Here is a 12,365-nt window from a genome sequence, read left to right as displayed (position 1 = left end):
CACTTCTTTCTTGTGATTGCCTCGCATCCGCCCGAGGTGTGCAACAACCAAAAAACGGCTTTCCCAAAAACGATAGTTCGCTTGGCCGATTTTAGAGTTTTTCCCGCCCGAGATGCACGTCCTCACTCGCAGGACAGAGCCGGGCTCATGACCCTCCTTCGCGCTAGCTACTTGCCCAGCCTTTCCGCCATCTTGCGCAGACCACCCTGCTTGAAATTGGCAAGCCCTGCCTCCACCAGAATCCTCGCCACTTCTCCACGCGATACCTTCACGCCCTGCACCAGCGCAGCGCCATCCGCTTGATTGATCAAAGCAAGTGTTCGTATCCCAAGGAGCAACGGCAACGCAGTGGCAAATCTCAAACGCTTGTGCTGCAGCGCATCGAGATATTGCAGACCGCACTCCAGATGCTCGCGACAACGCGTGCGCCACGATGCAGTCACAGACACCAACTTCGCGGGGTCGGCTTGCACCATCTCGAGGGTAAGGCCGTGGGCGGCGAGTTCTTCAGAGGGAAAGTAGCAGCGGCCCATGCGGATGTCCTTGGCGATGTCGCGCAGGATGTTCACGAGCTGGAGGCCTTTGCCGTAGCGGATGCCCCAGACGAGCATGTCGTCGAAGGCTACCTTGGGATCGATGGCGCCTTCCAGTTCGGAGGCACAGAGCTTGGTCCAGAAGCCACCGACGCAGCCGGCCACGAGGTAGGTGTATTCGTCCAGTTCATCCTCGGTGGTCAGGGAGCGGAGCTGGCCATCCACGGGGAAGCGCTGGATGTCCATGAGCTGTCCCTTCACAATAGGATCTAATACACCACGCGTGGCATCGCGCAGACGTGGCGGAGATTTCCGGTATGCCTCGAAGGCCTCCGGCAATCGCTCCAGGAGGCGGGCTTCGCTGACGTCCTCTTGAAGGGGCACAAACTCGCGCCGAAGCCGTTCGCACAGGGTCGCTTCCCCGGCGTCATCTCGCACGTCCGCTTGGATCAAACGGTCAAACTCCGTGAGGCACTCCTGCTTGATGGATTCCGCGATGCTTGGCGTATCTGCCAGGGTATCCGCAGCACGTGCCAGCAGGTAGGCCAGGGAAATGGGCTCCCGCAGGCCCTGCGGCAGGGCCTTCAAAGTCAGGTAGAAGGAGCGTGAGACGCCTTCCAGCAGCTTTCCTCCGAGTTGTTCCTCGCCCGTCATGACTTCATTTCACCATTAATATTTCCTGTCTGGAGGCATGGTTGGACGTATCTTCCTCCCCTCGCAACTCAGAACTCAAAATCCGCTCCTTGTCGCCGCTCCACCATCTTTACCTGCACATCCCTTTCTGCCACCGCGTCTGCCCCTATTGCAGCTTCTACAAGCACACCCCGGGCGGCACGGACATGGGGGCCTTTGTGCAGGCGGTCCTGCGGGAGCTGGAGATGCACCAGCAGAGGCTGGAGATTCGGCCCAAGACCATTTACTTCGGCGGGGGCACGCCCACGGCGCTGAGTGAGACTCACCTCGCCACGCTACTGACCGGTCTGCGGGAGCGCCTGGACTGCTCGGGGCTGGAGGAGTTTGGCATGGAGGCGAATCCGAAGACGGTGGGCGCCAGCAAGGCGCGACTGCTGCGCGACCTTGGCGTCACCCGCATCAGCCTCGGCGTGCAGGCCTGGGATGAGCCGACGCTGAAACTTCTGGGCCGCGACCACGCCCCGGACGAGGCACAAGAGACCTACGCCATCCTGCGTCACGCGGAAATCCCGGCGGTGAATGTGGACCTCATGTTTTCCATCCCAGGGCAGAGCCTGGCGGTGTGGGAGGAAGGGTTGCGACAGACCATCGCGCTGCAATCCGACCATGTCTCGTGCTACAACCTGACGTATGAGGAGGACACCGAGTTCCTGAACAAGCTGAAGAGCGGCATGCTGGACACGGACGTGGATCGCGATGCGGATCACTTCCATTCTACCATGGACCTGCTGGGGGCGGCAGGGTTTGAGCACTACGAAATCTCGAATTATGCGAAGCCGGGCAAGCGCTCGATTCACAATCAGGCGTACTGGCGTGGCGCGGACTACCTTGGGCTTGGCCCCTCCGCCGCCAGCACGCATCAGCGAGTGCGGTGGACGAATGTAGCGGACACCACACGCTACATCAGCCTCGTGAAGGAAGGTCGCCTGCCGGCGGTGGAGTCTGAGGAGTTGGACGAGCGCGCGTGGTTGATTGAGCGCATCGCGCTGGAACTCCGGCTGGTGGAAGGCATGGCTGAGGAGCGCGTGGTGTCTTCGCAGAAGGGAGAACTCGAGGTGCTGCGTAACGAGGGATTGCTGGTGGTGGAAAATGGAAAGGTGCGGCTCACGCGGGAGGGCAAGGCGGTGTCGGACCGGATTGCGGAGATGCTGATACCGGATGCGTGAGGGAAGTGTTGGCGAGGTGCAGGGGTTGGTTCAGGACCCGATGGGAGGTGGCACGTGCATTGGATTCAACACAGAGACGCGGAGACGCAGAGGAACTTCGGAGACTGAGACTGAGGAATGCTCCCTTTTCGTAGGCTACAGGCCACCGCCATCCATCATTCCACCATTCCAATACTCCATTCTTCCAACATTCCCCTCATCCATCCTTGCCCACTCCCCTCCCCTGAGCATCCTGTAACTCCCACTCCCCCAAAGCCCCGTCCCCCATTCATGCTTTCCCTTTCCTCCTGCTGGAACAGTCACCGTCATGAAGACGGAAAGCACATCGCGCATGAAGCGAAGTCACTAGGCTTCAAGTACATCGAGCTGAGCCACGGGCTGAAGGTCTCGCATTTGCCGGGCATTATCCAGGTGGTGACGGAGAGCGGTATCAAGATCTCCAGCGTGCACAATTTCTGCCCGCCTCCGGTGGAGGTCATGATGGATGCGCCGGATGCGTTTGAGTTTACTTCGAACAAGGAAGAAGAACGCGTCCGCGCGCTGAACCTCACCGAGCAGACCATGGAGACGGCTGCGAGGCTCGGAGCGCAGCGCGTGGTGCTGCACCTCGGCAGCGTGCCCATCAGCCCGCTCACCGACAAGCTGGAGGCCCTCACCCTCGAGGGGAAAATCTACTCGCGTGAGTATACGAAGGTGAAGCTGGAACTCGTCGCGCGACGGGCAAAACACGCGCAGGTCTACTTCGACCGCGCCCGCCATGCCATCGACCAGCTCCTGCCCCTTTGTGAGCAGTACCGCGTGGCGCTGGGCATCGAGACACGCAGCCATTTCGAGCAGGTGCCCTCCGCCCAAGAGATGCTGCAACTGGTGGACCAGTACCGCGAGAGCCCGTGGATTGGCTTCTGGCACGACTTCGGGCATGTGCAGCGTCAGGCAAATCTGGGCCTGCTGGACCATGCAGAGTTCCTCTCGGAAATCGCCCCACGACTGCTCGGTTGCCATGTGCACGATGTCGACTGGCCTGCCAAGGACCACCGGGTACCGCTCAGCACGGGCGGCGTGGACTTTGACAAGCTCATCCCGCTCATCCCCAAGGGGATACCTCTTGTATGGGAACTGAGCCCCACCCAGCGCCGGTCCCATGTGCGGGAGCGTCTGGCGCAGTGGAAGGAGAAGTTTGGGGAGTAAGAAAGTAGTCCGCCTAGCGTTCGGCGGGCAGGAGCGGACGTGCGGCGACACCCCATGAGGGGAGGGTCGCTGGGGCAGACCAAGTCATGGAGGCTGGGGACCTTCCGGACCGCGGAGGCTCCGCGGACTACGTTCTTCCGGTGGCCACGTTTCAATGTGTCCTGTCTGCCCGTTGCTTTTTCGCCAAGTACTGCTCCCTTGCCCGCCCCATTCGAGCATTTCTCCCCCACATGATTTCATCTCTTGGCTCCGCCATCCGGGACTTCTTTGACTTTTTCTGGCTGAACAGTCCCAAAGAGATGTGGGCACGCATCCGGAAGCAGGATGTCCCCTGGTTGGTGCAGTTCTCCGTCTATGGGTTTTGCGGCGTGATGGCCACCGTGGTGTCCGTGGCCCAGGTGGTGCTCCTCTCCAAGTACGTCATCCCCGCCTACGAGGGTATGATCGTGAACGGCACCTTGATCACGGATGAACTGCGCGCGAAGCACCTGCTCTACAACAACACCATCGCTTTCTTCACGACCAACGTCTTCGTGTACTACATGAACGTGCTGCTGGTCTTCAAGCGGGGCCGGCACCATCCCTGGATCGAGTTTTTCTACTTCACGCTCGTCAATTTTGCCTGCTTCGTGATCAGCCAGATCGCGGGTCCCTGGTTGATCCACCGGTTTGGCATTCCCACGAATGTGGCCATCTTCACCAACGCCGTCGTCGCTGCATTCATCAATTTCGTGGCGCGGAAGTTTTTCGTATTCAAAGGCTGAGTCCGTGCCGGCAAACACATCTGCACAGAAATCTCCGTCGCGCCGCGCTGTGATCACCGGCATGGGACCGGTCACGGCGGTCGGCACCGGAAAAGCTGGCCTGTGGGCAGGCCTGCAGGCGGAGCAGAGCGGCATTGGCAGGCTCACGCGGTTCGAAGCGACCGGCACCAAGGCCCAATGTGCCGCCGAAGTGCCGGACTTCGACGTAGACCATTGGTTTCCCACGCATCTCACAAAGCGCTGGGATCGCTGCACACAATTCGCCATGGTGAGCACGCAGCTTGCCCTGGAGGATGCAGGTCTCTCACTGGAGCACGGCCATCTGCATCCGCGCATCGGCGTGAGCTTTGGCAGCGCCTTGGGAGGCATAGCCGATGCGGAGGCGCATCACGCCAAGTTTCTCGATGAGGGAGTAAAGACCGTGCCGCGTGCGCTGGCGCTGCAGATCTACGGCGGCTCCACGCACAGCAACATCGGCATCCACTATGGATTGCAAGGTCCCTCCACCACGCATTCGAACAGCTGTGCCAGTGGCAACGTGGCCCTGGGAGAAGCTCTGCGCCTCATTCGCGAGGGTCTGGCTGATGTGGTCATCTCCGGTGCCTCTGAGTCACCACTGAGCCCGCTGACGTACACCGCCTTTGACCTCGTGCACACCATGAGCCGCTGGCAGGGGGAACCCTCCAGCCATTCATGCCGGCCTTTTGATCGTTCACGCGATGGATTCGTGATGGGTGAAGGCGCAGCCACCTTCGTGGTGGAAAGTCTGGCGCATGCCCAGGCCCGCGGGGCTCGCATCTATGCCGAGCTTGCCGGCTACAGTCTGGTAAGTGAAGCCCATCACATGACCATCCCCCGCCCCGATGGCGAGCCTCTGCGCCGAGTCATGCGGATGGCACTGGACGATGCCGGTGTACAACCGCAGGACGTGCACTACGTAAATGCGCACGCCAGCAGCACGCCGCAAAATGATGTGAACGAAGCCGCGCAGATCGCGGCTGTCTTCGGCAAGGACGCACCACCAGTCTCCGGCACGAAAGCCTACACCGGTCATGCTCTCGGTGCCGCTGGCGCCATGGAGTTCGCCATCTGTCTCCTGGCCATGGAGCATGGGTGGCTGCCACCCACGCTCCATTTCGAAGAGACCAATTGCGCGCCGCTCGACTACGTGCCGAACCATGGACGTGCCGCGAAGATCGATACGGTGCTCACCAATTCATTTGGTTTCGGCGGAGTGGATGCCTGCCTTGTACTGCGACGCCTTTAGCGGGACGCACACTCAGTGCGATCCGAAAAGCCCTTGTTTCTCCATATTTTATTTGACAGAGAAACGCGACATCGAACCATGAGCGGGCACCTTCCCTCCTCCGCTCATGCTCCACTACCCAGGTCTTCGTGCAGTTCTGCTCGCCGTACTCACCTCGCTTCTGCTGTCCGGCTGCGCGGTGGTGGAACTGCTCGACGCCGTGGCGCTAAACCCTACAAAACATCGGGAGGCCACCGGCGTCCGCCCGTCCACGCTGAAACTCCACCGCACCCTCCTGGTCGCGGACTTGCATGCGGACACCCTGATGCTGGATCGCGGCGGAATGAAGGGCATCCAGCAACGGCACCGCTATGGCCACGCTGATGTCCCCCGCTGGCGTGAGGGAAACGTGGGGCTCCAGGTTCTCACCGTTGCCACGGTCACCCCCGTGCCCTACAGCGAGCCACTGAATGGCGGCTGGATTCTCCCAAATGCCCAGTGGGTCCTGGCCCCTCTTCAGGGATGGCCGCCACGCACTTGGTGGAACTCCCGTCAGCATGCCCTCCATCAGGCATACAAGTGGAGGGTCAATGCCGACGGTCAGGCCCTCACCGCCATCCGCACCCGGGAGGATCTGGCCGCGTTTCTGTCCGCGAACTACCGCAACACTCGTGCAGGCTGGATTCCCAAGTCACCCAGCACCCAACCCGTGGCTACCGTCCTTGGCCTGGAGGGGAGCCACGCTCTGCGACTCCACTACCTTGATTCTGATACCCAGATCGCGACCCGCGTGAAAGAGTTCAGGGATGCGGGATTCCGCATGCTGGCCCTCACCCATCGTTTCGACAACGAACTGGCGGGTGCCTCCGAAGGCTCACGACGCTGCGGCGTCACACCCTTGGGCCATCGTCTCCTGCGCGAGATGGAGCGGCAGCAAATGATCTGTGATCTGGCCCATGCATCCAGCAGGACCATCTCGGAAGTACTCGAGACGTATCCGGACCTTCCCGTCATGGTCAGCCACGGCGGCATCGCGTTTGATGCCTGCAAGGGGGATGAAGCGGCTTCACGGTTGCTCTCGGTAGACCAGGCGCGGGCCATCGCAAAACGGGGTGGCATCATCGGCATTGGCTTGTGGCCCGAGGTTCTGGGCGAGGCCGAACCCGAACTGGCGGCGCAGATGATCAAGCGCTGCCTCGCGGATCCGTGCATTGGGCCGCAGCACGTTGCCCTCGGGTCAGACATGGACGGTTCCGTACTGGCCGCCTTTGCGGCAAACAACTGGTGCATGCTCACGGAGGAACTGCGCGACCTGCCTGAAGGCACCCTGCGGGATGTCATGGGTGGCAATGTGATTCGTTTTTTCCAAAAGCACCTACCCTGAGAGGGCGCCGCCGGCCCGCATCTGCGCCTCCGTGCACAGCGAAGGCGGACCATGTCACCAATATGGCATGGTAAAACTTTTTCATTGCCGGCCCAACCTTTCCTCTATATCACCATAGCACACACCAACCCGGCACCAAGACCATGAACACACGACGCCAGTTCCTCCGCCTTGCTCCGCTGTCGCTTCTGTCCGGATGCTGCTCCCTGGATCGAACCTTTGTAGACTCAGACGTGCATCTCCCTGATGGCATGCTCATCATCGATCCTCATTGTCATGTATTCAATGGCCGTGATCTCAACATTGCCGCCTACATGGATTCGGAAAGGGGCAAGCCGGGTTCAGAATACTACCTTCCCTACAAGGTGGGTGGCCCCGTCCTCCACTTTCTGGCACAAACGATCCGGGAAAAAGCCTGGACCGGTGAGGCCGAGCTGGATGAACTGACGGAAATGAACCGCCGTGGTGCCATGCGCATGGAATCGCGGAGCCGCAGTGCAGCTCCCCTGCGGGCCCAAGCACAGCTCGCCGAAGATGCCATGCGCGAAGCTGAAAGCAATGTGGGCGCCGCTCTCGAGACAGCGACCAGGCGGGACATGCAGCGCACACTGGAGGCCGCGAGAATCTCACGTATGCCGGAATCCACCCTGGAGACGGAAGCCGTCCGCAAGGAAGCGCTCCGCGCCTACCAGAGTGCCGATCGGCACCATCCTCTGAAGGCCTACAGCTTCCGACGCTGGGTGAATGCCCACAACCTCATGCAGACTTATCCTGAGGTGGACCTCTTCACCCCAGCCATGCTGGACGTGGACTCCTGGCTCGCGGCCGACCGCTGGGGCATCCCTTCCACGCCCATGGATCTGCAAGTGCAGATCATGGAGGAAATCAGCGTTTACAGTGGCGGCAGGGTCCTTGGCTTTGTGGGGTACTGCCCCCGACACCAAGCCAGAGCGGTCGCCTCCGGAGTGGCCGCGAACCAAACCCCTCTCGGTATCGTAAAGAGGGCGATCTCGCGTGGTGGTCACCTCGGCGTGAAGCTCTATCCCGTGATGGGTTACCAGCCGTGGGACAATGCCTCTCTCAGCAGGTTCCCTCCCGGCCATGACTCGCCGCCTTCAGGCGCCGAGTTGGATGCAGCCATGGCACAGCTCTATACGGAATGCCTCGGACTCCACAGTGCGCCGATCATGGCACACACCAATTCAAGCCATGGCACATCCGAGCTTTTCGAAATGCGCGCCGCACCACTCCGGTGGAAGCCTGTCATGAACCAATTCGAGGGGCTCACGATCAACCTCGCGCATTTCGGCGGTCATGCGCTGGAAAGCTGGACCGACGAAAGTGTCGAGATGATGGGGGTGGCGGAGCATCGTGTATTCTCTGATTTTTCATGTTTTACCGAGGTGCGCTGCTCGCGGTTCGCCGCCTTGCTGGAGAGACGCATCGAGCAATGGCGCAGTGAATCCCCCTACATCGCCGCCCGGATGATGTACGGCAGTGACTGGTACATGCTCACCGGTGCGGACATCCTGAGCAGAAAGGGAAAAGGCATCGGCCCCACCTACCTCAAACGGTGGTACCACGCCCTGGAAAAGAACCAGATCCCTCAGGACATGGTCGCCAACATCTTTGGCCGGAATGCCGCTGACTACCTCGGCCTGCGCGACTCCAGAGTGCTCGACCGCATTGACACCTTCCTCGAAAATCGCGGCATCCCACAGCCTCGCTGGCGAAGCAGGGTGCCCCATGAAGTACCCCCGTCTTCCGCAGTTCCCATACGGACAGCATGAACGCGAGACGCAATTCCAAGCCATCCAGAACGCAGGCGCTTTTCGATATCATGGATAAATGCGCTACGCCAGCCTCCTCGCCGCCCCGCTTCTCGCCCTGACGCTCCCTTTCCTGCAATCGGGTTGTGTTCTCGTAAAAGAAGCGGACGAGGAATTGAACCCAGTGCGGCACAAGGAGGCCACCGGGGTGCGTGAATCCACGAAGGAACTGCATCGCACCCTGATGCTCGCGGACCTTCACGCGGATACCTTGATGCTGGATCGCGGGGGAAAGAAAGGAATCCAGAAACGCCATGACTACGGCCATGCCGATGTCCCCCGTTGGCGCGAGGGCAATGTGGGATTCCAGATGCTGACGGTCGCGACCATCACGCCAAAACCCTACAGCGAACACTTGAATGGTGGCTGGATCCTGCCGAATGCACAATGGGTACTGGCAAGCTTCCAAGGCTGGCCTCCGAGCACTTGGGCGAACTCACGAAAGCACGGTCTCTATCAGGCGAAGAAGTGGCGCATCAATGGGAATGGCAAAGCCCTGGTACCAATCCGCACGAAGGGAGACCTGCAACGATTCCTGGATCAGCACTACAGGAAGACTTCACTGGGATGGGTGCCAATCGATCCGCAGAATCAACCCGTCGCCAGCGTGCTCGGGTTGGAGGGATGCCACGCCCTGCAGTTGAAAGACACCGATACGGATGAGCAAATCGCCGCGCGCGTGAAGGAGTTTCGAGATGCCGGCTTCCGCGTGCTGGCACCGACACATAATTTTGACAACGAAATCGGCGGTGGGTCAGAGGGCTCCGAGCGTGACGGATTGACCCCGCTGGGACATCGCCTGTTCCGCGAAATGGAGCGGCAGCACTTCATCTGTGACTTGGCACATGCCTCCAATGCGACCGTTGCAGACGTGCTGAAACACTACCCAAACATGCCGCTGTTGGTTTCACATACAGGTATCGACTTCCGTCCGCTGGTGGGCGAGCAGCAAGAAACGCGGCTTCTTTCTCGCAAGCAGGCCCGCCAGATTGCACAACGCGGAGGCATCATCGGAGTGGGATTGTGGCCCGAGGCCGTGGGCGATGCTGAGCCAGAGAATGTCGCCCGGATGATCCACCGCTGCATCAAGGATCCCGGCATCGGCTCGAAGCATGTGGTGCTCGGCTCAGACATGGACGGCGCCGTGGAAGCCGCCTTTGCCGCGAACAACTGGTGCATGCTCACCGAGGAACTGCGTGGTCTTCCAGAAGGCACGCTGCGTGACGTGATGGGTGGGAATACAATCCGCTTTTTCCTGGAGCATCTGCCGGAGGAGTGACTGGCAGTGTGGAGTCATGAAGTTTCCAGGGAACTAAGATACAGGCCATGCCTGCTTCTACGCTGAAAGCGTTGCACATTCCCAGCCCAGGGTAAGGCCGCGAAGCGGACGCCACCCTGGGTCATTCCGAGTATTCATGAACGCCGAAGGTGTTCCACAAAGGTGGTATGCTGCTAGTCATGTCATCTCGCCTTACGACCGGTGTGTAGAACACCTTCGGGCGTTCAAATTCGTTCTCACTCCCCCAAGGTGGCGCTTGCTTCGCAAGCTGACCTTGGGCTGCACAATGTACAACGCCTTCGGCGTAAAGTGCAGTGGGTGCCGGCTGAAGAATACGGTGCATCACCATCGGTGAAGGCCTGAGATTCTGAAGAATGTGCGTGACACCATACTAACCACCCAAGCGCATCTCCAGCGCACAAAGCATCGCCACCAAATCTTCCCCGCCGAATCCCAGCTCTACCGTCTCTATCAAGAGCTCATGTGCAGCATCAAAGAGCGGCGTGGATGCATGCGCCTTCCTCGCAGCCTCCGTGATGAGGTGGGTATTTTCCAACACCACACTGGCGGCGGCCTGCACAGAGAAATCGCGTGACGCGAGCTTCGGAGCCTTGATGCGGGACAAGGGACTCGCCATGGGCCCCGCATCCAGAATGGCCATGAACTGCTTCAAGTCCACGCCATGACGCTCGGCGAAGTGCATGGATTCCACCAAGCCCGTCACCACGGCAATCATGTAGAGATTGATCGCCAGCTTCATGTGCAGAGCGCCCGGCACATCGCCACAGTGGAAGGTGGTGTGGCACATGGGTGACAGCAGCGGGCGGATGCGCTCCACTGCCTCAGGTTCCCCTGCCAGCATGCCCACCAACCTTCCTGCTTCCGCCGGAGCGCGAGATCCGGAAACCGGGGCCTCCACATAACAACCACCAGCCGCGCGGATGTCACCTTCAAGCGCCTGCGAATACTCCGGCGGGGGCGTTCCCAGAATGACGATGGCATGTCCTCGCACACGGGCGGCGAACTCTGAATGTCCACGTTTCACGATGGCATCGATGGCCTCCGGAGTTCCCACCATGAGTAAGATGGTGCAGCACCGGACAAACACCTCGTCACAGTCTGCGGCCACAGTGGCGCCCGCGCTGGCGAGTGTGTTCGTCTTCTCCCGGGAGCGGTTCCACACAATCATCGGTGTGCCCGCCTTCACAAGATTCATCGCCATCGGCTCGCCCATGGTCCCTGTGCCGATGAATCCAAGCGGAGTGCGTTGGGTGCTCGTTGTCTCGTGCGAAGAGATGCCCTCGAAGGCATCCATCGCCGTCAGCGTGCTTTCCGTTTCCATGGGAAATGCGTAAACGCATCCTCCCGCGGTTGTGAAATGCGTTTCTCTGATGTGTCCCATCAGAAAAGGTGATGGCTACTTTTTGCCACTCGTCAGGCACAGCACCGCTCCTACCGCCGCCGCGATGAGGGACAGCCAGAAGCCATACTCAAAGGTCATGGCCACCAGCGGAGGCGCTTGCTGCATGTCCTTCTGCATTTGATTCTGTGCATACAGGAGCAGCACCACGGCACCGGCACCGCCAGCAACACCCGCGAGCCGAAATACAAAGGCCGCCACCCCACCAAGTACCGCGCAAATGAGCGCTGCAGCCACAGTCTTGTTGGGCTCCGTGCGCTCCTTGTTCTGAATGGTCAGGTTGAAGCCACCTTCGCGGTCTCTGTCCCTACCCCGTCTTCCTTCCTGCTCCTCAAGCCATTTGCCGATGGGAAGTTCAGCCTTCACTTCGCGGCCAAAGGCGGTGTCATAACCGCTGAGGGTCATCACAGACTTGCCCTGGCAGGAGAACTCCACGAATGGGAGCACAAAGAGAACCAGCGTCGAAAGCAGGGTCAGGGGACCAAGGGAACCGCGCATGTCCTCTTGATAACGCCTCGCGACCGCAGTGTCCAGTTACGGACGGGAAATCGACAGCAGACCCTACGCCGGCCAGAGGCCAGCGCTCCCAGGGCTTGGGCAGGCAATCGCCCGGCTCAGAGAAACAGCACCTTAGTGCGCTGCCTTCTTCTCGCCGTGCGCGGCTTCAGCACCGTGGCTGTCCGCCTTCTTTTCCGAACCGTGGGCGTCACCGTGTTCCTTGCCGTGGTCGCCTTCAGCGTGGCCGTGGCCGTGCTCCTTGAAAAGTTCGCTGGTTTCCTTCCAGCTGTGCTGTTCGCAGGCAGGGGTAAGCAGGGCGGCTACGGCAAAAATTGCGGCGGCGATACGGGTCTTCATGTGGGAGT

At 60.4% G+C, this 12,365-nt stretch carries 11 protein-coding genes; 7 read left to right on the top strand and 4 right to left on the bottom strand.

Annotated features, from left to right (window positions below; genetic code table 11):
* Nucleotides 1-167: 167 nt before the first annotated feature.
* Complete coding sequence (locus DES53_RS05835; protein WP_113957302.1) at nucleotides 168-1,187, bottom strand: phytoene/squalene synthase family protein; 1,020 nt, start codon at nucleotides 1,185-1,187, stop codon at nucleotides 168-170.
* An 89-nt stretch (nucleotides 1,188-1,276) separates the two neighbouring features.
* On the opposite strand from DES53_RS05835, the gene hemW reads away from it, so the two are divergent.
* The 7 genes from hemW to DES53_RS05800 all read left to right on the top strand — a co-directional run bounded on the left by hemW (nucleotide 1,277) and on the right by DES53_RS05800 (nucleotide 10,082).
* Entirely contained in the window at nucleotides 1,277-2,392 is a 1,116-nt protein-coding gene (gene hemW, locus DES53_RS05830) for a radical SAM family heme chaperone HemW (RefSeq protein WP_113957301.1), read from the top strand.
* A 270-nt stretch (nucleotides 2,393-2,662) separates the two neighbouring features.
* Nucleotides 2,663-3,580 (top strand): sugar phosphate isomerase/epimerase family protein, encoded by a 918-nt coding sequence (locus tag DES53_RS05825; protein ID WP_170156887.1) that lies wholly within the window; start codon nucleotides 2,663-2,665, stop codon nucleotides 3,578-3,580.
* Nucleotides 3,581-3,810: 230 nt separating this feature from the next.
* A complete protein-coding gene (locus DES53_RS05820) occupies nucleotides 3,811-4,344 on the top strand; it encodes a GtrA family protein (protein ID WP_170156886.1) in 534 nt (177 codons plus the stop codon).
* Between the two features lie 4 nt (nucleotides 4,345-4,348).
* The gene (locus DES53_RS05815; protein WP_281270133.1) at nucleotides 4,349-5,611 is read left to right on the top strand and encodes a beta-ketoacyl-[acyl-carrier-protein] synthase family protein; all 1,263 of its coding nucleotides are present in this window, start codon (nucleotides 4,349-4,351) and stop codon (nucleotides 5,609-5,611) included.
* A 106-nt stretch (nucleotides 5,612-5,717) separates the two neighbouring features.
* The gene (locus DES53_RS05810) at nucleotides 5,718-6,974 is read left to right on the top strand and encodes a dipeptidase (RefSeq protein ID WP_113957297.1); all 1,257 of its coding nucleotides are present in this window, start codon (nucleotides 5,718-5,720) and stop codon (nucleotides 6,972-6,974) included.
* A gap of 143 nt (nucleotides 6,975-7,117) precedes the next feature.
* Nucleotides 7,118-8,764, top strand: a complete 1,647-nt coding sequence (locus tag DES53_RS05805; protein ID WP_113957296.1) for an amidohydrolase family protein — start codon at nucleotides 7,118-7,120, stop codon at nucleotides 8,762-8,764.
* A 58-nt stretch (nucleotides 8,765-8,822) separates the two neighbouring features.
* Entirely contained in the window at nucleotides 8,823-10,082 is a 1,260-nt protein-coding gene (locus DES53_RS05800) for a dipeptidase (protein WP_113957295.1), read from the top strand.
* A gap of 391 nt (nucleotides 10,083-10,473) precedes the next feature.
* Here DES53_RS05800 and DES53_RS05795 read toward each other — a convergent pair whose 3' ends face one another.
* The 3 genes from DES53_RS05795 to DES53_RS05785 all read right to left on the bottom strand — a co-directional run bounded on the left by DES53_RS05795 (nucleotide 10,474) and on the right by DES53_RS05785 (nucleotide 12,357).
* Nucleotides 10,474-11,424: an NAD(P)-dependent oxidoreductase gene (locus tag DES53_RS05795; RefSeq protein WP_211325458.1), complete on the bottom strand. Its 951-nt coding sequence runs from the start codon at nucleotides 11,422-11,424 to the stop codon at nucleotides 10,474-10,476.
* A 75-nt stretch (nucleotides 11,425-11,499) separates the two neighbouring features.
* Entirely contained in the window at nucleotides 11,500-12,000 is a 501-nt protein-coding gene (locus tag DES53_RS05790) for a hypothetical protein (RefSeq protein ID WP_113957294.1), read from the bottom strand.
* Nucleotides 12,001-12,132: 132 nt separating this feature from the next.
* Nucleotides 12,133-12,357, bottom strand: coding sequence for a hypothetical protein (locus DES53_RS05785; protein ID WP_113957293.1), 225 nt, complete (start codon nucleotides 12,355-12,357; stop codon nucleotides 12,133-12,135).
* Nucleotides 12,358-12,365: the final 8 nt, after the last annotated feature.

It is taken from the genome of Roseimicrobium gellanilyticum (assembly GCF_003315205.1).
Lineage (GTDB): Bacteria > Verrucomicrobiota > Verrucomicrobiia > Verrucomicrobiales > Verrucomicrobiaceae > Roseimicrobium > Roseimicrobium gellanilyticum.
Note: the sequence above shows the minus strand (reverse complement) of the source record. Positions and strands in the feature narration are given on the sequence as shown.